The organism is Caballeronia sp. GAWG1-1 (assembly GCF_023631465.1).
In the GTDB taxonomy this organism is placed as follows: Bacteria; Pseudomonadota; Gammaproteobacteria; order Burkholderiales; family Burkholderiaceae; genus Caballeronia.
In genome coordinates this window covers 221,017-240,745 of record NZ_JALQDB010000002.1, presented here as the reverse complement: position 1 = coordinate 240,745, position 19,729 = coordinate 221,017, and the positions used below count along the sequence as shown (strand labels likewise).

Below are 19,729 nucleotides of genomic sequence, written 5' to 3'. Positions count from 1 at the left end.
ACGCGGTTTGATCCGCGTCGCGCTTTGATTGATTCGACCGCTTAAACGAGCTCGGCGCCTTGCGCCTCTATGCGCTCGAGCAACTGCCTGCAGCGAACGATTAACAGATTTCCATCCTGTCGACGCATTGCGAGTGGTTTACTCGACAAGTCACGCCTGAATGTTTCCAGCGCATCAAGCAGCGGCCGATACTGCAACACGCTCGCCGCCCCAGACACGCGATGATGCCATTCGCGCAAGTGTTCTACCGTGCCACGTGCGACCAGTGGTTCGAGCGCGGCGAGATCGTCGCGGAACGAGGATACGAAGGCATCGAGAAGCGCCTTGACGGTGGCCTCGCTGCCCCAGAGTTGCGCCATCGCTTCAAGGTCGAGTTCGTCTTCTTCCGCGTGCCTTGCTTCGGCGCCGCCGACTGCCCGTCCTTCCGGCTCAGGCGCGATCGTGTCCTTCAACCACCACCGGTTAAGATGCTCGCGCAGCGTCGCGAGCCGAGTGGGTTTGATGAGGCAATCGTCCATACCCGCGTCGCGGCACATGGTGCGCTCCTCGGCCGCCGTGCTAGCGGTGATACCGAGAATCGGCAGTCGGACCGCTGTTCCCGCTTCGTTGGCGCGCACGCGTCTCGTCAGTTCGTAGCCGGTCATGTTCGGCATATGGCAGTCCGTGATCAGAAAGCCGTAATGCGTTTGTTCGAGCGCCGCGAGCGCCTCGACGCCATCCTGCACGACATCGCAGGCGAACCCGAGCAACGAAAGCTGGTGGCGAATCAACTCCTGATTAACGGGATGATCCTCCGCCACGAGCACGAGCCTGCCGTTGCGCAAAGCATCCTCGCGGTCGGGCGCTTCCTTCTTCGGTTCGAGGCCCATTGTCGCGCGCGCCGCAATCTGCGGCATGCCGGTCAAGGCCGCGACGCAGGCAGCGCCAAGCCCTCGCCAAGAGATGGGATTGATGCTGACGCGAATATCGTCTTCGAGAATTCGATAACCCGTTGGCTTCGGCTTTTCCGTCGCGTGAATGACGCGGGAGCCGAACGGCAGCTTGTCCTTGTGCGTATCGCTTAGAAATACGATATCGACGCCTTCGAACGTCTCCAGAAGCATTAGGCTCGGGCTATCCGACGGAATGCGCTGAAGCACCAGACCGAGCGCCTGTCCGTAGTTCACCAACGCGTCGGCGACGCGATCTTCGTCGATCGCCACGATGCCTCTCCGGCCGCGCAAGCCGTCGATCTGATACTGCAAAGTCTCGACCGGCAGTTCGAGGCGAAGCGTCATGGATGTGCCGACGCCTACTTCGCTCTGCAACGTTAGTGTGCCACCCATCAAATCCACGAGCCGATTGACGATAGTCAGTCCGAGGCCCGTACCGCCGAAGCGTCGAGTAGTGGACTTTTCCGCTTGCACGAACGGCTCGAAGAGACTCGCCTGCGCTTCGGACGCGATACCAATGCCCGTGTCCTTCACGCAGAGTTCGAGCAGCTGAGTGGAATCCGTCGATCCCACTTCCCGTACGTGCACGGCGACTTCACCAGCGCTGGTGAACTTGATCGCGTTGCTCATCAGGTTGAAGATGATCTGCCTCAGACGCACGCTGTCGCCCTGCACGGTAGCCGCCACTTCCGGCGCGACATTGACTCGCACTCGCAAGCCCTTTTCGTGTGCCCTGCCCGCCAGCAAGCCGACGGCGCTATCGACGAGTTCGCGCAAATCGATCGCGGTCGGCTCGATCGTCAGACGGCCTGCTTCGATCTTCGAATAGTCCAGGAGATCGTCGAGAATCTGAAGTAAAGCGCTGGCTGAATCCTGAATCATGCCGAGCATTTGCGACTGATCCGGATTGAGCGGCGTATTTTCGAACACTTCGACGAGACCCAGAACGCCGTTCATAGGCGTGCGGATTTCGTGGCTCATCATGGCGAGAAAATCGTCCTTCGCTCTCGATGCGGCCTCCGCGATATCTCTCGCCCGCGCAAGCTCTTCAGCGCGCGCGTGCTCGACGCTCGCATCCACCCAATATCCGCTCCAGACCACGGCGCCGTCGTCTTCGCAATGAGCGACGAGGTCTGCGCGAAACCAGCGCGTCACGCCGCCGACGACGGCTCGAAATTCCGTATGCAAGGGCTCGAGCGTGAGCGATGACCGCTCGATTTCCGCCAGCAAGCGCACGCCGTCCTCGGAGTTGACTTGACGCAATACCTTGAGCGGATCGTTAGCCAAGGCTCCAAGATCGAGGCCAAGCAGTTGCCGCGTGTCGCCGTCGATATACGGAAGGCTGTAAGCGCCATCGCGCGCACGCCGCAGTTGGAAGACGACAGCGGGAAGCGAGCGCGTGACGTCGTGCAGGCGCCGCTCCGTGCGACGGGCGTGCATCTCGGCGTCGCGAATATCGGTAATGTCGATCATCGTGCCGACTACGCCTGCTCGCTCGCCGTCCGGTGCCAGAAATGCACCGGTCCAAAAGAGGCCGTAGCGCGATCTGCCGAACTCGTCGAAGAACTCGGCCTCGACTTCCTGACGCTTGCCCGTGGCGAGCGTGCAACCAGAGAGATCGTGCAGCAAACGGCTGTGCTTTGCTCCCCACGCGCCCACTTCGAGCGCCGTCTGTCCGACGATATCCGTCCTGCGAACGCCCAGGGCCTCCTCGAACGCACGGTTGACCGCGACGTAGCGATTGTCCATGTCCTTCGCGACAAGCGGATACGGCACGACTTCCATCATGGTCTGCTGGAAGCTCAACTGCGTCGCGAGTTGCTGTTCGATGGTGAGACGCTTTCGCATTTCCCGCTGCAATAGAACGAATGCCCGGAGCGTGACGATCAAAACGGCCAGCACGCCAATGAGTGCAGGAAGCAGGCGCAGTGCGGTAACGCTCAGAACACGGGACGGCGCTGCCGAGACATAAACGTTCGAGAGCGCGTCGTTAGCGCGAAACATGAAGGCATCCGCATCGATAGGCGGAATGCTTTCTCTGGCGGGCGCGATATCTGCCGCCGTTGCACGCGCGTCGGACGCGACAGTGTCCGCGCGAACCACCGTGCAATACGGTGACAGGAGCACGACGAGCAAAAACCAGCAACGCACGACGACGGAACTCAAATCGAATCTCACAAAGGTAAAAGTCGGCGTCGTTGAGAGGACACCGCATCGGAAAACTTGCGTACGCTGCAACACAGGCTGTCGCAGGCGCCGTCGAACAGTAGAGTCTGATACGCATCCGTTGGCGCAGACATCGGAACCGTCTTAAATAATTCTGATGACGCCAACCGTCCGCTCAGTCAGACGAGGCCCACCTGCCTGAAATACTCGACGAGATCGGCCTCCGAACTTAGGCCCAGCTTCCGCATGCCACTGCGTTTCTGGGTAGCGATGGTTTTACTGCTTCGTCCAAATCGGCTTGCAATCTCGTGCACCACCATTCCACTGGCATACAGCCGAAACACTTCCCACTCGCGCCGGCTCAATACGCCGACACATGCGGGCATGTTTTCTGGAAGGCTGCTCAACGCATCTATGGCAAGCGGCGAGGCGAACCGTCTGCCTGCGCTGATGGCCGCAATTGCGGTTTCGAGAGACTCCAGTCCGTCGCGCTTGTCGACCACACCGTCGACGCCCATTCGTAAGAGTCCCGCTAGCATTCGAGCTTGTGAAAGCATGGTGATGACGACCAGCCTCGGCCGCTCGATCCGACTCGAAAAACGCCTCAGAAATGTGATGGAACTGCTCTCACCTTCCATCCCCTGCATTCCAATGTCAGAAAAGACGAAGTCACAAGCAGTCGAATCCAGCGCTTCGGCCAGCTCTTGGGTGTCGTGCGCCGTCGCCACTACTTCGATGGCGCCGTCCCGTTCGAGATAGCTCTTGATACCCTTCACGACTATCGGGTGATCATCGGCGATGATTGCCCTCAGCGGCATTCTTGTTTTCATTGGTCTCTTTTATTTTAAAAGCCGGCATGCCCTTCTAACGGGGGCAGTGCGTCTCTACGCCGGCCGGTCAAAGCTGCTTGTAAGCGCGCGTCAGATCAGGTCCGTGTCCGCAACGAAGCGATACAGATCTGCGTCCGTGGACAGATCCAGCTTGCGCATGGCGGCGCATTTCTGAGCGCTGATAGTCTTTACGCTACGGCCCAGCTTCCTTGCGATCTCAGTCACGTTGGCACCGCGCGCGTAGTTTTCAATGACTTCCATTTCCCGGCTAGTCAGTCTCTGCCGAATGAACAGAGCGTGACTTTCCGTATTCGCAATGGCCAAAGCACGGCGAATTGCAGGTCCGAGATAGGTCTCGTTGGCAATGACCGAGACGATCGCGACGTAGATGAGGTCAAGCCGGTCCTCTTTGCTGAGGAACGCGTGCGCGCCCGCGTCCAGCGCCTGCTTGATGAGCGTCGCGTTATCGGTGCGCGATAGCACGACGATGTGCACATTCGGATAAGTCGAAGAAATGTGCTGCACGAGTTGAACGCCGTCACCATGGCGCCCCCCCGGCATGAAGAAGTCGACGATGGCCACGTCGCATTCACCGCGTGCCAGACACTCGTCGAGCTGCGTGGAATCGATGCTTCGACTCACCACTTCTACATTGGGAAAATTCCCAGCCAGCCGTTCGATAGCGAGAATGACGAGCGGATGATCGTCCGCTATTGCTAACCGAATTCTCCTGGCATGCGAGAACACTTGACCTTCATTCAATGATTCCATCACTTAAAACCTTCACGCGTTGAGCGAACTCAAATTCATTCTTGACACCGATAAGAATCGGATACCGAAACATTAAAAAACATAAGATGCATCCGAATTCGAACTCACCACACCGATAACTCAGCCGAGTCCTTGAGCGCGTACAAACGCGAACAAACCCGGGTCGTTTCTAATTCCGAGCTTGTTCATCGCATCTCGCTTCTGTCGACTGATAGTGCGCACATCGCGGTTCAACGCTTTGGCGATTTCGGTAATCGTGCGACCCTTGGCGAACAAACGAACGACTTCTTCTTCCCGGGGCGAAAGCCGCGGTTCCTCTGGTGATGACTCGGTTTCCGCGCCCGCTTCCGCCAACGCGGTAACAAAAGACCCACTGACATAACGGCGATCGATTCCCGCATGGCGCACGGCAGTCGCGACGAGTTCAATAGCCTCCGCCTTATTCACGAGTCCGATGGCACCGGCATTCAGAATAGAACGAAGAATCGCGACATTACTGACGCTCGTCAGCACGACGATTTTGATGCTTGGCCACTCTTGCCTGATTCTACGGATCAGCCGTAATCCGTCTAAAGCGTCCGGCCCAGGCTCAGGCATGGCGAAATCCGTGACAAGCACGTCACATGGCGTCTTCGCGAGTTCGACCACGAGGCTGCTCGCATTATTCGCCTCACCGACGACATCGATCCCTTCGTCGGCCTTGAAAAGCGCCTTTACGCCAAGGACCACGAAAGGATGATCGTCGGCCAGCACTACGCGAAGTTTCAAAGTCGCCCCTCTAAATGATGTTGTTGATTTTTAGATTTTGGTCAGAACGCATTTATTGCTTTATGCAATCAACGAAGTCTCTCTTCCGTTACGTTTGCTCGAACTCAATAAAATCGAGTAAACATCTGAAATCAATAAATGAATGCCTTAAAGCAGCGAGTAACTAAACGTTCTAAACTCGATGAATCAAAGTAGGACGCAAACAAGCCGCGCACCATAGGACTACTCCGATTACACCGCCATGACTCTTCGTTGATCCTTATAAAGCCTCATATCGCGGTTAATCGGAAGCGTAATACGGCTGCGGGAATTGCGGAGAGCCTCGAAGCGATATTTCGGAAAGCGCCTTGCCGATTCTGGTAAAAAAAAACCTCCGACAATTAATGCCGGAGGCTTAGCGTTTAAACAAATTTGTTGCGAGTCGTCAGAACGGGATATCGTCGTCCATGTCTTCGAAACCGCCGCCCGCAGGTTGGCTCGGACGGCTCGATCCGCCACCCGCTCCACCGCCCGCAGCGCGCCCGCCTGCCGGCGCGCGGCCGCCACCACCACCGCCGCCTGAGCGCTCCATCGGCGCGCTGCGGCTGTAGCCGCCGTCATCGCCGCCGCCTGCTCCGCCGCGGCCACCGAGCATTTGCATCTGATCGGCAACGATCTCGGTCGAATAGCGCTCTTGCCCCGCCTGATCGGTCCACTTGCGCGTGCGAATGCGCCCTTCGATATACACCGACGAGCCCTTCTTCAAATACTCGTTCACGATCTCGGCAAGACGCCCGAAGAACGCCACGCGATGCCACTCCGTGAGTTCCTTCATCTCGCCGGACGACTTTTCCTTGTAACGGTCGGTCGTCGCGAGACGAATGTTGGCCACGGCGTCGCCGCTCGGAAGGTAGCGCGTTTCCGGGTCGGCGCCCAGATTGCCTACGAGAATGACCTTGTTGACAGATGCCATGATTTCTCCGGTAAATTCCTTGCCCACTAGCAGTTATGCGACGTTATCAGTTCAACCCTCTTCCACGGAAGAGGACGGAAACATCGCACTGCCTCAATATGATTAATACAGATTCGCTACGCCGCGCGCTCGACCCTGCGCGGCGGCGCCTTCATTTTCCACGCGACGATCAACCATGCCAGCACCAGCGCCGAACACGAGAAGAACACCGCACTCGGGCCATCCAGCTTGAGCAGCCAGCCGCCGATCACGCCACCAAGCGCGAGCCCGATAGACTGCGTCGTGTTGTACACCCCGGCGGCCGCGCCCTTGCGGGTGCCTGGCGCCAGTTTGGACACAAGCGAAGGTTGCGACGCCTCCAGCACGTTGAAGCCCAAAAAGTACACAAACAGGATCGCGGCCACAGACCATAGCGTATGGGGAGCCGCGCCTAATAACAACTGGCCGATCAGGATAAGAAAAATCGCACTCAACATGACCGCTTTCATCTTGCCGCGCTTCTCGGCAGCGATGATTGCCGGAACCATCATCACGAAAGCGAGGCCCATCACCGGAAGATAAATCTTCCAGTGCGAGGCGACCGGTAATCCGCCCGCTTCGAGAATGCGCGGCACGACGAGAAAGAGCGCGGTTTGGGTTGCGTGCAGCACCAGCACGCCGAAGTTCAGACGCAGCAACTCGACGTTGTGCAGCACCTCGGCGAATGGTGCCTTGACGTGAACCGGCGGCACGGGCGGGTCCGGCACGACCCACAGGACCACGCCGACCGCGACGATCGACAGCACGCCGATCACCGTGAACAAGCCGCTCATGCCGATCCATTGGAACAGGATCGGTGCGCCAACGATAGCGACCGCGAACGAGACGCCGATGCTCGCGCCGACCATCGCCATGGCCTTGGTGCGATTTTCTTCTTCAGTTAGATCGGCGATGAACGCGATCACCGCCGACGACACCGCGCCCATGCCCTGAATCACACGTCCGGCGATGATCCACGCCATGGAGTGCCCTGCCGCCGCCACGAAGCTGCCGAGCGCGAACACGAGCAGGCCGAATGCGATCACGGGTTTGCGGCCCAGCTTGTCCGAAATCCAGCCATAGAAGATGTAGAGCATGGACTGCGTGACGCCGTAAGCGCCGAGCGCTATGCCGACGAGAAACACGTCATCGCCGCCAGGGATGGTTTTCGCGTAAATGGAAAACACCGGCATGATCATGAAGAGGCCGAGCATGCGCAGCGCGAAGATCGCGGCGAGCGACACGGTTGCGCGCAATTCCGGCGCGGACAAACGTGTGGACGTGGCAGACGGATTGGACATCAGGAACGGAAATGGGTGAGGGTCGCGACTGGCCTGACGCGTGGGGAGCGCGGCGCGGCCGCCTTGTTCTGGCTCGAAACGGCACTATATGCGACACACGGCTGCTCGCGCGCCGCACGACCTGCGGCCATTAACGCAAAGGCGCCTGGGAAACGGAAAAGCCGTTGGAAAGCCGCCGAGAAGCCTTGAGAGCCCCTGAGAGCCCCTGGGAGCCTTTTGGCACGGGCGCCGCACCCTGCAAAAGTCGTTATAGTAGCAGGTTTAGCCCCCTTACTTTGTCGTCCGGTAGTCGCAGGAAACCCCGCGCCACGACCTAAAAGACGCCCGAAAGACCCCCGAAAGAACCCGGAAGAGACTCGTGGAAGAAATTCGTATTCGTGGGGCTCGCACCCACAATTTGAAGAACGTCAATCTCGACTTGCCGCGTCACAAGCTGATTGTGATTACGGGGTTGTCCGGGTCGGGCAAGTCGTCGCTCGCATTCGATACGCTTTACGCCGAAGGTCAGCGCCGCTATGTCGAGAGCCTCTCGGCGTACGCGCGGCAATTTCTGCAGCTGATGGAAAAGCCCGATGTCGATCTGATCGAAGGCCTTTCACCGGCCATTTCGATCGAACAAAAAGCCACCTCGCATAATCCGCGTTCGACGGTCGGCACCGTCACCGAGATTCACGATTATCTGCGTCTGCTGTTTGCGCGCGTCGGCACACCTTATTGCCCCGATCATCTGATTCCGCTCGAAGCGCAAAGCGTCTCGCAGATGGTCGATGCCGCGCTCGCGCTGCCCGAGGAAACCAAGCTGATGATCCTCGCGCCCGTCGTCGTGGATCGCAAGGGCGAGCACGTCGAATTATTCGAAGAGATGCAGGCGCAGGGCTTTATCCGCTTTCGCATTCGTTCGGGCGGCGGCACGGCGAACGAAGGCGTCGCGAAAATCTATGAAGTGGACTCGCTGCCGAAGCTCAAGAAGAACGACAAGCACACCATCGACGTGGTGATCGACCGGCTTAAAGTGCGTCCGGACATGAAGCAGCGCCTGGCGGAATCGTTCGAGACCGCGCTGCGTCTCGCCGATGGCCGCGCGATCGCGCTCGAAATGGATACCGAGAACGAAAAGCTCTTCAGCTCGAAGTTCGCGTGCCCGATCTGTTCGTACTCGCTGCCGGAACTGGAGCCGCGCCTTTTCTCGTTCAACAATCCGATGGGCGCGTGCCCGGAATGCGACGGCTTGGGCCAGATCACGTTTTTCGATCCGAAGCGCGTGGTCGCGCATCCTTCGCTCTCGCTCGCGGCGGGCGCGGTGAAGGGCTGGGACCGGCGCAATCAGTTCTATTTCCAGATGCTGCAAAGTCTCGCGGCGTTCTACGAATACGACATCGACGCGCCGTTCGAGGAACTGCCGGAAAAGGTGCGCAAGACGCTTTTGTACGGTTCGGGCAAGCAGGTCATTCCGTTCTCGTACATCAACGAGCGCGGGCGCGCTTCGGTGAGAGAGCACGCGTTCGAAGGCATTCTGCCGAATCTTGAGCGTCGTTATCGCGAAACGGACTCGGCCGCCGTGCGCGAGGAACTGGCGAAGTATCAAAACAATCAGGCGTGCCCGGCCTGCGAGGGCACGCGTCTGCGCCGCGAGGCGCGTTTCGTCAAAGTCGGTTCCGGCGATGACGCTCGCGGCATCTACGAAGTCAGCGGCTGGCCGTTGCGCGATACGCTCGGCTACTTCCAGACGCTACGGCTCGACGGCGCGAAAGGTGAGATCGCGGACAAGGTGGTCAAGGAAATCGTCGCGCGGCTGTCGTTCCTGAATAACGTCGGGCTCGATTACCTGTCGCTCGAACGCAGCGCCGAAACGCTCTCGGGCGGCGAGGCGCAGCGCATCCGCCTCGCGTCGCAAATTGGCTCGGGCTTGACCGGCGTGATGTACGTGCTCGATGAGCCGTCCATCGGTCTGCATCAGCGCGACAACGACCGGCTCATCGCCACGCTCAAGCATCTGCGGGATATCGGCAACTCGGTGATCGTGGTCGAGCATGACGAAGACATGATCCGCATGGCCGATTACGTCGTCGACATGGGGCCGGGCGCGGGAGTGCATGGCGGCGTGATCGTCGCGCAAGGCACGCCGAATCAGGTGCAGAAAGACCCGAATTCGATCACGGGACAGTATTTGTCGGGCAAGCGGACTATCGGTTATCCGTCCGAGCGGACCGCGCCGGACGAGCGGCAGCTTCGTATTGTCGAGGCGTACGGCAATAATCTGAAGCGCGTGACGCTCGATTTGCCCGTCGGGCTTCTGACTTGCGTGACCGGCGTCTCGGGTTCGGGCAAGTCCACGCTCATCAACGACACGCTGCAACACGCGGTCGCCCAACATTTGTACGGATCATCGACCGAGCCCGCGCCGTATGAATCCATCGAAGGTCTCGAACACTTCGACAAAGTGATCGCCGTCGATCAATCACCCATCGGCCGCACGCCGCGCTCGAACCCGGCCACTTATACCGGACTGTTCACGCCCATCCGCGAACTCTTCGCCGGCGTGCCGGCCGCGAAAGAGCGCGGTTACGATCCCGGCCGTTTTTCGTTCAACGTGAAGGGCGGACGCTGCGAGGCGTGTCAGGGCGATGGCGTCATCAAGGTCGAAATGCATTTTCTGCCGGATGTCTATGTGCCCTGCGACGTGTGCCACGGCAAGCGCTACAACCGCGAAACGCTCGACATTCAGTACAAGGGCAAGAACATCAGCGAAGTGCTCAACCTCACGGTGGAAGCCGCGCACGAGTTCTTCAAGCCGGTGCCGGTCGTCGCGCGCAAGCTGAAGACGCTGCTGGAAGTGGGCCTCGGTTATATCCGGCTCGGCCAGTCGGCGACCACGCTTTCGGGTGGCGAGGCACAGCGCGTCAAGCTTTCGCTGGAACTGAGCAAGCGCGACACCGGTCGGACTCTTTATATCCTCGATGAACCGACGACCGGTCTGCACTTCCACGACATCGCGCTTCTGCTCGAAGTGATTCACCGTCTGCGAGATCAGGGCAACACGGTCGTGATCATCGAGCATAATCTCGACGTGATCAAAACGGCGGATTGGGTCATCGACCTCGGTCCGGAAGGCGGCGCGGGCGGCGGCCAGATCATCGCTCAGGGAACACCCGAGCAGGTCGCGAAATCGAAAGCGAGCTTTACGGGCAGATATCTGGCACCCTTGCTGCAACGGCCCAAGTCGGCGGCGTAGCATGGTTGCGGCGCGCCACTTGCGCCGCGCGCCATAGCCGTTCGAAATGCGCCGCGATACGCGGCACGAATAACCGTCGCAAGCAGGGAAAAGGAACGCAGTCATGGCGAAGCGCAACGAAGCGGCCAACGAGGAGCGACGCATACGGGATCTTCCCGCGCGCCCCGTCAGGCTGACGAGCGACATGAGCATGCCGAAGTTGTCCGCCGTGGAGATCGGCAGCTATCTGGCGGCGTTCGCGGGTATGTACCTGGTTTTGCAGCTCAAGTTGTTGGGCGGACTGCTCGCCGGCATGCTGGTGTTCCAACTGGTTCACATGATCGCGCCCGTGATCGAGCGGCACGTCATGAGCCGCGGCGCGCGGCTGGTGTCCGTCGTCATCATCTCCACGATCATCATCGGCGGGCTCACGTTCGCGACGATAGCCATCATCGAGCACTTCCAGCAAGACGTGCCGAGTCTGCAAAAATTGCTGGATCAGTTGATGAGCATCACGTCGCACGCAAGGCTGCGCGTGCCGGATTGGATCGCCAATTACCTCCCGGTCGATGCCGATCAGATGAAAGACCGCGCCGCCGACCTCATGCACAAGCACGCCGAGCAATTGCAGCAAGGCGGCAAGGAAATGGCGCGCGGCTTCGGGCATATCCTGATCGGCATGATCATTGGCGCGATCATCGCGGTCGGAGCGCCGAAGCAGGCGCATCGGTTGCCGTTATCCACCGCGCTCGTCACGCGCGTGTCGCGCTTCTCGGATGCCTTCCGCCGCATCGTCTTCGCGCAGATCAAGATTTCGGCGATCAACGCGGTTTTCACCGCGCTGTATTTGCTGGTCGCGTTGCCGCTCTTTCACGAGCGTTTGCCGCTGTCGAAGACGCTCGTGCTGATCACGTTCATCGTCGGTCTGCTGCCGGTAATCGGCAATCTCATTTCCAACACCATCATTGTCGGGATTTCACTGTCGGTTTCGTTCGGCACGGCGGTGGCGTCGCTCGGCTTTCTCATCGTCATTCACAAGCTCGAGTATTTCCTGAACGCGCGCATCATCGGCGGTCAGATCGAGGCGCGCGCGTGGGAACTGCTGCTCGCCATGCTCGCGATGGAAGCCGCGTTCGGTCTTCCGGGCGTAATCGCCGCGCCGATTTTCTACGCGTATATCAAGCGCGAACTGATTTATTTGCGGCTCGTCTGAAGCGTGCATCGACATAAAAAACCCCGCTGAATCTTTGAATTCAGCGGGGTTTCTCGTTTTGACGGCGATGCTTACCGGAACACCACCGTCTTGCTCCCATTCAGCACGACGCGATGCTCCACATGCCACTTCACCGCGCGCGCGAGCGTCACGCATTCGACATCGCGGCCAATGGCGGTCAGTTGATCCGGCGTCATGTTGTGATCGACGCGCTCCACTTCCTGCTCGATGATCGGCCCTTCGTCGAGGTCGGACGTCACGTAATGGGCGGTCGCGCCGATCAGCTTCACGCCGCGATCGAACGCCTGATAGTACGGCTTCGCGCCCTTGAAGCTCGGCAGGAACGAGTGATGAATGTTGATCGCGCGGCCCGCGAGTTTGTCGCACATTTCGGTGGAGAGAATCTGCATGTAGCGCGCGAGCACGACGAGGTCGGTATCGTTCTGGTCGATGATCTCCATCACGCGCGCTTCCTGCGCGGCCTTCGCCTGCGGCGTGCCGTTGAGCAGCGGCAGATGATGGAACGGAATGTCGTAGCTCGCGGCAAGCTGATAAAAATCCTTGTGATTCGACACGATAGCCGCGATGTCGATCTGCAACTGGCCCGTGCGATACCGGAACAGCAGATCGTTCAGACAGTGGCCGATCTTCGACACCATGATGACCACGCGCGGCTTCACCGATGCATCGTGCAACTCCCAGCGCATGCCGAACGTTTCGGCCAGTTCGCCGAACGACGTGCGCAGCGCATCGAGGCCGGGATCGCCGCCGACTTCCTGAAAATGCACGCGCATGAAGAATTCGCCGGTGTGGCTGTCGCCGAACTGCGCCGAGTCCAGAATGTTCGCGCCGAGATTGAACAGAAACCCGGACACGGCATGCACGATTCCCGGACGGTCCGGGCACGACAACTTCAGGATGAAACTATGTTCGGTCGACATGACCCGGTTACTCCTTAATCATTGTTAGAGCGATGGCGGCGTGTAGAGCGCGGCGATGCCTTCGCACGCTTCCTCGTCGATCCAGCGGTGGCGCAGCAGGCAATCGAGGGTGGCGAGCGTCGCATCGACGGTGAATTCGCCTTCCTCGATCCAGCGCGCGACATCCTCGATGCGCGCCAGGCGATGTTCGCCGACTTCGCCGTCCTGATTTTGCGGCGTGAAGTCGTTCGGAAGCTCGATGTCGTAGACGAAAAGCTGCTCGGCCTGCGTGCCTTCGGGAATCATCTGCAGCACGTGGAGCGTGCCGCCGGGCGTGGCCGTCGACGCAAGTTCGGCCGGCATGCCCGCTTCTTCCCAGCATTCCTTCACGAGCGTCGGCTCGATATCCATACCCCAGCCGATGCCGCCCGCGACCACGTTGTCGAGCCTGCCGGGATCGACGGACTTGGTATCGCTGCGGCGCGCGATCCACAACCGCGGCGCGCCATCGCGATATTTTACGATGCCGTTCAGATGCACTGCGTAAGTCATCGTGCCGAAGAAGCGCGAGGCCGCGCGTTCGATGAACGCGAGCGGCGCTGCTTGGAAGTCGTTGCGAATCGCGTAGGTTTCGTTGCGCCAGCCGGGAATCTTGCCCTGCTGAGCGAGCGTGTCGATGACATCGTGAAGCGCGGCCGTGCGCGCATCGACGTCGTTCAGCGATGGATGCAGCCGCACCGCGGTTTCATCGACTACGAAGATGTTCGGCCAGCGCGTGAGCGATGCGACATCGAAAGCGCGGATCCAGCCGACGCGCTCCTCGCCGATCAGAAAAGGCACATGCAGGGTGGCGTCGAAATGGCGGGCAGCGGCGATCGAAGGCAGGGACATGAAGGCTCCGGCAGGCTCGGCGGCCCGTGAAAGGCCGGAAATTGTAGCGCGGCCAATTGAATCGAAGGCTGGGCTTTCGCGCTCGCAGCTTGAGCGTTGGTGAGCGCTCGAAAGCGCTGGTGAGCGTTCGACGAGCGTTCGTGGCGCTGGTTAGCGTTCGTGAGCGTTCGAAAGCGCCAGCCTCAATCCTTCAACGCGACGCGAATCCCGAGCGCGATGAACGTCACGCCAGCCACACGATCCAGCCACAAGCCCACGCGCGGACGGCGCTTGAGCCACGAACCGATCATGCCCGCGCCGATGCCGAAGAGCGAGAACACCACGACCGTTTGCAGCATGAACGCGCCGCCAAGTTCGAACATCTGCAGCATCACGCTTTGCGCGCCGTGCGGATCGACGAATTGCGGCAGAAACACGATAAAGAACAACGTGACCTTCGGATTGAGCATGTTGCCGATCACGCTCTGCCGGAACACGGTCGAAAGCGGTTGGCTCGCGCGTTCATGCGCGGTCGCGATGCCACGGCTGCGCAAAGCCTTGATGCCGATCCACACGAGATAAGCCGCGCCCGCGAGCTTCACGGCCTCGAACGCCATCGGCGACGAGCGCAAGAGCGCCGCAATGCCGAGCGCCGCGAGCGTCGTGTGAAAGATCACGCCGCACGCAAAGCCGAGCGCCGCCACGACGCCCGCAAGCCGTCCTTGCGAGATGCCGCGCGCAAGCACTTGCAGATTGTCCGGCCCCGGCGCGACGGTAATCGCCACCGATGCGGCAAGAAAGAGGAGGAAATTCGGCATCTCAATGCCCCGCGAATTCACAAACGGTGTAAAGCGGCACGCCGCTTTCACGCAGCAGTTTCGAGCCGCCCAAATCCGGCAAGTCGATGATCGCCGCCGCTTCCACCACTTCCGCACCGAGCCGGTCCAGCAAAATCTTGCCTGCCATCATGGTGCCGCCGGTCGCGACCAGATCGTCGACGAGCACGATGCGATCGCCCGGTTTGCACGCGTCTTCGTGAATCTCGACGGTCGCGCTGCCATATTCGAGCTCGTAGGACTGTGAGAGCGTCTTGTACGGGAGCTTGCCTTTCTTGCGGATCGGCACGAAACCCAGGCTCAGTTCGTACGCGAGAATCGGCCCGATGATGAAACCGCGCGCATCGAGACCGGCGATCGAATCGAGTTTTGCATCGATATAACGCTGCACGAACAGGTCGATCAACGTGCGCAGCGCGCGCCGGTCCTGCAAGACGGGCGTGATGTCGCGAAACTGCACGCCGGCCTGCGGCCAGTTTTCGACGGTGCGCACGCGCTCCTTGATGAAACGCGCGGCGTCCGGCGTGACGTTCGTAGGGGTAAAGGACATGACTTCTCCAAGTCCGCGCTGTGAGGCCGCGCCCGCCTTGACGATGAAGAGAAAAAGTTACGCTGCCCGGCGGTTGCGCGAAAGCCGCTCTTCGGCTTGCGCGAGCCCTTCGGGCATGCCGCGCAAGACGACGATGTCGTTCGCGCGCAGCTTGGTGTCGGGGGCGGGTTCGACGCCCCGGATGCCGTGGCGCCGGATCGCGGTGACCTCGACACCGTTGCCGACGAGCCCCAGATCGTCGAGCGAATGCCCGACGGCGTCCGATTTCTCGTCGATCGGTACGGATTGTAGCCGCACCTGCTCGTGGCCATCGTCGTCGTCATCGTCATCGGCGCCGTGGAAGTAGCCGCGCAGCATGCTGTAGCGCGCGTCGCGCATTTCCTCGACGCGCCGCACGACGCGGCGCATCGGCACGCCCATCAGCACGAGCGTGTGCGACGCCAGCATCAGGCTGCCTTCGACGATCTCCGGAATCACTTCCGTCGCGCCCGCTGCGGTGAGCTTTTCGAGATCGGCGTCGTCGACGGTACGCACGATCACCGGCAAGGTGGGCGCGAGTTCGTGGATGTTGTGGAGCACGCGCATCGCGGATGGCGTATTCGCGTAAGTGATCGCGACCGTCGCCGCGCGATGCAGACCCGCCGCGAGCAACGATTCGCGGCGCCCGGCATCGCCGAACACGACCGATTCGCCGGCCGCCGCCGCTGCCGCCACGCGATCCGGGTCGAGGTCGAGCGCCACGTAGGAAATGCCTTCCTGCTCCAGCATGCGCGCGAGATTCTGCCCGGCGCGGCCGTATCCGCAAATGATCACGTGACCGCTTTGCTTGAGACTTTGCGTCGCGATCTTCGTCATTTGCAGCGATTGCAGCATCCATTCCGTCGACGACAGCCGCAGCACGATCCGGTCGGCGTTCTGGATGATGAACGGCGCGGCAAGCATGGACAGCAGCATCGCGGAAAGAATGGCCTGCAGGATGGTCGGATCGACGAGATGCGAATCCAGAATCAGATTCAGCAGCACGAAGCCGAATTCGCCCGCCTGCGCGAGCCCGAGACCCGTGCGCATGGCGACGCCCGGCGTCGCGCCGAACAGGCGCGAGAGCCCGGTGATCATCACGGCCTTGAGCAGAATCGGCAGGATCAGAAAGCCGAGCACGAGGAACGGATGCTCCCAGATCACGCGCGGGTTCAGGAGCATGCCGGTCGTCACGAAGAAAAGCCCGAGCAGCACGTCGCGAAACGGCTTGATGTCCTCTTCCACCTGATGCCGGTAAGGTGTCTCGGCGATCAACATGCCCGCGATGAATGCGCCGAGCGCAAGCGACAGCCCGAACTTGTCGGTGATGAACGCGGCGCCGAGCGTCACCAGCAAGAGGTTCAGCATGAAGAGCTCTTGCGAGCGCCGGCGCGCGACCAGATCGAACCAGCGCGTCATGAACTTCTGGCCGATGAACAGCAGCACTGTCAACGCGACCACGATCTTGATCGCCGCGATGCCGAGCCACATCGCGAGTTGCGACGAATTGCCGTTGCCGAACGCCGCGATGATGATGAGCAGCGGCACCACCGCCAGATCCTGAAACAGCAGCACACCGAAGATGTTGCGGCCGTGCTCCGATTCGAGTTCGAGCCGTTCCGCGAGCAGCTTGCTGACGATCGCGGTCGAGGACATCGACAACGCGCCGCCGAGCGCGAAGCTCGCCTGCCAGGACATCGGAATCCAAAAGTTGGCGATCCAGCCGAACAGCAGCGCAAGCACGATGGTCGCCCCGACCTGGCTCGCGCCGAGTCCGAACACGATGCGCCGCATCGAGCGCAGCTTCGACAGCGAGAATTCGAGTCCGATGGAAAACATCAGGAACACCACGCCGAATTCGGCGAGATGCTGGGCGCGGTCGCTATCCGGCGCGATGCCGGCCGCATGCGGACCCACGATAATGCCGACGGTCAGATAACCGAGCATCGGCGGCAAATTGAAAAAGCGAAATACGACGACGCCTGCCACTGAGCAGAGCAGCAACAACAGCGTCATTTCGAGCGGAGAAATCATCCGTCCAGCGTCCTCGTTCGTCGGCGTTCCGGCACGCGCGAAGGCCGCGCGACGGTGTCGTGGAAAGGCCCCTGACGCCGGGGCCTGCGGGGGCGGATAGGCGGCGGCGCGTCACGCCCTTGAGCGGCGCGGCGAAGAAACGCCTTTGCTATACTCCGCGCATGATAGCGAAAATCAATGGCGACCGGGCACTGGGACTCGCTCGCGACGTGATCCAGATCGAAGCCGACGCCGTTCGCGGGCTTTCAGAACTTCTCGACGAAAACTTCACGAACGCAGTCGAAACGCTGCTTGCCTGCCGCGGGCGCGTGGTCGTGTCCGGCATCGGCAAGTCGGGACACGTGGCGCGCAAGTTCGCCGCCACGCTCGCAAGCACGGGCACGCCGGCGTTCTTCGTGCATCCGGCTGAGGCGAGCCATGGCGACCTGGGCATGGTCACGGCCGACGACATTTTCATCGCGTTGTCCAACTCGGGCGAAACCGAGGAACTCGTCGCTATTTTGCCGCTCATCAAGCGTCTTGGCGCAAAACTCATCGCCATTACGGGACGGCCCGAATCCAGCCTCGCGCAACTTGCGGACATGCATCTGAACGTGCGCGTCGAAAAGGAAGCGTGTCCCATGAATCTCGCGCCCACGGCCAGCACCACGGCCGCGCTTGCCATGGGCGATGCCCTCGCCGTCGCCGTGCTCGATGCGCGCGGCTTCGGTCCCGAGGATTTCGCGCGTTCGCATCCGGGCGGCGCGCTCGGCCGGCGCCTCCTGACTTATGTGCGCGACGTGATGCGCGTGGGCGACGAAGTGCCGGTCGTCTCGCTCGACGCCACGGTATCGGACGCGCTCTTTCAGATCACAGCCAAGCGCATGGGCATGACGGCGGTCATCAACGGCGATCGTCACGTGGAAGGCATCTTCACGGACGGCGACCTGCGTCGCATCCTGCAGCGCGACGGCGATTTCCGCGCGCTGAAACTCGCCGATGTCATGACGCGTAATCCGCGCACGATCGGTCCCGACCATCTTGCCGTCGAAGCCGTGGAACTGATGGAGCGCTTTCGTATCAATCAGATGCTGGTCGTGGACGCCGACGCGACACTGATCGGCGCGCTGAACATGCACGACCTCTTTTCCAAGAAGGTGATCTGATGGCGCAAACGCCTTCTTCCGCCGCTTCTGACGCATCCGCCGCGTCCGCTATCGAACGCGCGAGCCGCGTGAAGCTCATGATTTTCGATGTCGACGGAGTCTTCACCGACGGCAGCCTCTTCTTCACCGCCGAAGGCGACGCGATGAAATCGTTCAACTCGCTCGACGGCCACGGCGTGAAGATGCTTCAGTCGGTCGGCGTGCAGACGGCGATCATCACGGGCCGCAAGTCGGGCATCGTCGCGGCGCGCGCGAAGGAACTGGGCGTCACGCATCTTTATCAGGGCATCGCGGACAAGACCGTTGCCCTCGCCGAGTTGCTCGCCGCGACCAAAATAGCCGCCGACGAAGCCGGCTACATGGGCGACGACTGGCCCGACCTCGCCGTGATGCGCCGCTGCGGTTTCGCGGCCGCGCCGGCGAACGCGCATCCGGAAGTGATCCAACGCGTGCATTTCGTGGCCGAAGCGCGTGGCGGTCAAGGCGCGGTGCGCGAAGTCTGCGACGTCATCTTGCGCGCGCAGAACCGCTACGACGCGCTGCTCGCCGCGGCGCTCGGAGAATAAGCCAATGCCTCGTCCCGGCCGTTTCTCCTTCTTGCTGCCGCTCGTCGCCATGGCGGCGCTCGCGGGCATCACCTATTGGCTTCTGCAGAGCACGCTGCCGTCCGGCGCGCCCGCGCCCGCGCAGCCAAAGCGTCATACCGCCGATTACTTCGCCGAGAATTTTTCCGTCTCCGAACTCGATACCTCGGGCACGACGCAGTATCGCCTCACGGCCAAGTCCATGGTGCATTACGAAGACGACGAAAACAGCGACCTGACGCTGCCTGCCATGCGCATGTTCCAGCCGCAAAAGCCCACCGTCACGGCGACGGCGCAGCGCGGCACGGTGAACGGCGACGTGTCCATCGTCGATCTCTACGACAACGCCCGCATTCTGCGCGCAGCCGGTTTCGGCGATCCGCAGATGCAAGCGGATTCGCAGCATTTTCGCGTGCTGGTGAACGACGATGTCATCGAGACGGAAAAACCGGTTAGACTTCAGCGCGGCCCGTCCGTGATGACGGCCAACGGCATGAACTACAACAACGTGACCCGGGAAATGAAGCTCTTTGGTAACGTGCGCGGCGCGATAGCCGCGTCGGACATCAATGGCGGCTCGTCAAAGTAACCTAGTTATCCCGGCAAATCC

The 19,729-nt window shown here is 60.8% G+C and carries 16 protein-coding genes; 5 read left to right on the top strand and 11 right to left on the bottom strand.

Going from position 1 to position 19,729, the window contains the following annotated elements:
• Positions 1 to 41: 41 nt before the first annotated feature.
• The 6 genes from NCT03_RS01535 to NCT03_RS01510 form a co-directional block, all read right to left on the bottom strand.
• The gene (locus NCT03_RS01535; RefSeq protein WP_350030128.1) at positions 42 to 3,098 is read right to left on the bottom strand and encodes an ATP-binding protein; all 3,057 of its coding nucleotides are present in this window, start codon (positions 3,096 to 3,098) and stop codon (positions 42 to 44) included.
• A 179-nt stretch (positions 3,099 to 3,277) separates the two neighbouring features.
• Complete coding sequence (locus NCT03_RS01530) at positions 3,278 to 3,928, bottom strand: response regulator (protein WP_250491748.1); 651 nt, start codon at positions 3,926 to 3,928, stop codon at positions 3,278 to 3,280.
• 90 nt (positions 3,929 to 4,018) lie between these two features.
• Positions 4,019 to 4,699 (bottom strand): response regulator, encoded by a 681-nt coding sequence (locus tag NCT03_RS01525; protein ID WP_250491747.1) that lies wholly within the window; start codon positions 4,697 to 4,699, stop codon positions 4,019 to 4,021.
• Positions 4,700 to 4,819: 120 nt separating this feature from the next.
• Positions 4,820 to 5,467 carry a response regulator gene (locus NCT03_RS01520; RefSeq protein ID WP_250491746.1) on the bottom strand — a complete coding sequence of 216 codons (648 nt, stop codon included), beginning with the start codon at positions 5,465 to 5,467 and terminating at the stop codon, positions 4,820 to 4,822.
• Between the two features lie 424 nt (positions 5,468 to 5,891).
• A complete protein-coding gene (locus NCT03_RS01515) occupies positions 5,892 to 6,419 on the bottom strand; it encodes a single-stranded DNA-binding protein (RefSeq protein WP_244826936.1) in 528 nt (175 codons plus the stop codon).
• Positions 6,420 to 6,535: 116 nt separating this feature from the next.
• Positions 6,536 to 7,738: an MFS transporter gene (locus tag NCT03_RS01510; RefSeq protein ID WP_250491745.1), complete on the bottom strand. Its 1,203-nt coding sequence runs from the start codon at positions 7,736 to 7,738 to the stop codon at positions 6,536 to 6,538.
• 358 nt (positions 7,739 to 8,096) lie between these two features.
• On the opposite strand from NCT03_RS01510, the gene uvrA reads away from it, so the two are divergent.
• The gene (uvrA, locus tag NCT03_RS01505) at positions 8,097 to 10,970 is read left to right on the top strand and encodes an excinuclease ABC subunit UvrA (protein WP_250462882.1); all 2,874 of its coding nucleotides are present in this window, start codon (positions 8,097 to 8,099) and stop codon (positions 10,968 to 10,970) included.
• Between the two features lie 103 nt (positions 10,971 to 11,073).
• Complete coding sequence (locus tag NCT03_RS01500; protein WP_244826933.1) at positions 11,074 to 12,162, top strand: AI-2E family transporter; 1,089 nt, start codon at positions 11,074 to 11,076, stop codon at positions 12,160 to 12,162.
• 71 nt (positions 12,163 to 12,233) lie between these two features.
• Here NCT03_RS01500 and purU read toward each other — a convergent pair whose 3' ends face one another.
• From purU to NCT03_RS01475, 5 genes are all read right to left on the bottom strand, one after another.
• Positions 12,234 to 13,103 carry a formyltetrahydrofolate deformylase gene (purU, locus tag NCT03_RS01495; RefSeq protein ID WP_250491744.1) on the bottom strand — a complete coding sequence of 290 codons (870 nt, stop codon included), beginning with the start codon at positions 13,101 to 13,103 and terminating at the stop codon, positions 12,234 to 12,236.
• Between the two features lie 24 nt (positions 13,104 to 13,127).
• Positions 13,128 to 13,973: an NUDIX hydrolase gene (locus NCT03_RS01490; protein ID WP_250491743.1), complete on the bottom strand. Its 846-nt coding sequence runs from the start codon at positions 13,971 to 13,973 to the stop codon at positions 13,128 to 13,130.
• A gap of 182 nt (positions 13,974 to 14,155) precedes the next feature.
• Positions 14,156 to 14,770, bottom strand: a complete 615-nt coding sequence (locus NCT03_RS01485) for a LysE family translocator (RefSeq protein WP_244826930.1) — start codon at positions 14,768 to 14,770, stop codon at positions 14,156 to 14,158.
• A 1-nt stretch (position 14,771) separates the two neighbouring features.
• Positions 14,772 to 15,338, bottom strand: coding sequence for an adenine phosphoribosyltransferase (locus NCT03_RS01480; protein ID WP_244826929.1), 567 nt, complete (start codon positions 15,336 to 15,338; stop codon positions 14,772 to 14,774).
• Between the two features lie 57 nt (positions 15,339 to 15,395).
• Complete coding sequence (locus NCT03_RS01475) at positions 15,396 to 17,390, bottom strand: monovalent cation:proton antiporter family protein (protein ID WP_250462867.1); 1,995 nt, start codon at positions 17,388 to 17,390, stop codon at positions 15,396 to 15,398.
• A 161-nt stretch (positions 17,391 to 17,551) separates the two neighbouring features.
• On the opposite strand from NCT03_RS01475, the gene kdsD reads away from it, so the two are divergent.
• The 3 genes from kdsD to lptC are packed head-to-tail and all read left to right on the top strand — an operon-like array spanning position 17,552 to position 19,708.
• A complete protein-coding gene (kdsD, locus tag NCT03_RS01470; RefSeq protein WP_244826927.1) occupies positions 17,552 to 18,535 on the top strand; it encodes an arabinose 5-phosphate isomerase KdsD in 984 nt (327 codons plus the stop codon).
• The gene (locus NCT03_RS01465; RefSeq protein WP_250491742.1) at positions 18,535 to 19,101 is read left to right on the top strand and encodes a KdsC family phosphatase; all 567 of its coding nucleotides are present in this window, start codon (positions 18,535 to 18,537) and stop codon (positions 19,099 to 19,101) included. The genes kdsD and NCT03_RS01465 overlap by 1 nt, the downstream gene beginning before the upstream one ends.
• A gap of 4 nt (positions 19,102 to 19,105) precedes the next feature.
• A complete protein-coding gene (gene lptC, locus NCT03_RS01460; RefSeq protein ID WP_250491741.1) occupies positions 19,106 to 19,708 on the top strand; it encodes an LPS export ABC transporter periplasmic protein LptC in 603 nt (200 codons plus the stop codon).
• Positions 19,709 to 19,729 lie beyond the last annotated feature (21 nt).

Coding starts and splice junctions, on each gene's coding strand:
- NCT03_RS01530 (WP_250491748.1), bottom strand. CDS start 3,928: ATGAAAACAAGAATGCCGCTGAGGGCAATCATCGCCGATGATCACCCG.
- NCT03_RS01525 (WP_250491747.1), bottom strand. CDS start 4,699: ATGGAATCATTGAATGAAGGTCAAGTGTTCTCGCATGCCAGGAGAATT.
- NCT03_RS01515 (WP_244826936.1), bottom strand. CDS start 6,419: ATGGCATCTGTCAACAAGGTCATTCTCGTAGGCAATCTGGGCGCCGAC.
- NCT03_RS01510 (WP_250491745.1), bottom strand. CDS start 7,738: ATGTCCAATCCGTCTGCCACGTCCACACGTTTGTCCGCGCCGGAATTG.
- NCT03_RS01500 (WP_244826933.1), top strand. CDS start 11,074: ATGGCGAAGCGCAACGAAGCGGCCAACGAGGAGCGACGCATACGGGAT.
- purU (WP_250491744.1), bottom strand. CDS start 13,103: ATGTCGACCGAACATAGTTTCATCCTGAAGTTGTCGTGCCCGGACCGT.
- NCT03_RS01490 (WP_250491743.1), bottom strand. CDS start 13,973: ATGTCCCTGCCTTCGATCGCCGCTGCCCGCCATTTCGACGCCACCCTG.
- NCT03_RS01485 (WP_244826930.1), bottom strand. CDS start 14,770: ATGCCGAATTTCCTCCTCTTTCTTGCCGCATCGGTGGCGATTACCGTC.
- NCT03_RS01480 (WP_244826929.1), bottom strand. CDS start 15,338: ATGTCCTTTACCCCTACGAACGTCACGCCGGACGCCGCGCGTTTCATC.
- NCT03_RS01475 (WP_250462867.1), bottom strand. CDS start 17,390: ATGATTTCTCCGCTCGAAATGACGCTGTTGTTGCTGCTCTGCTCAGTG.
- kdsD (WP_244826927.1), top strand. CDS start 17,552: ATGATAGCGAAAATCAATGGCGACCGGGCACTGGGACTCGCTCGCGAC.
- NCT03_RS01465 (WP_250491742.1), top strand. CDS start 18,535: ATGGCGCAAACGCCTTCTTCCGCCGCTTCTGACGCATCCGCCGCGTCC.
- lptC (WP_250491741.1), top strand. CDS start 19,106: ATGCCTCGTCCCGGCCGTTTCTCCTTCTTGCTGCCGCTCGTCGCCATG.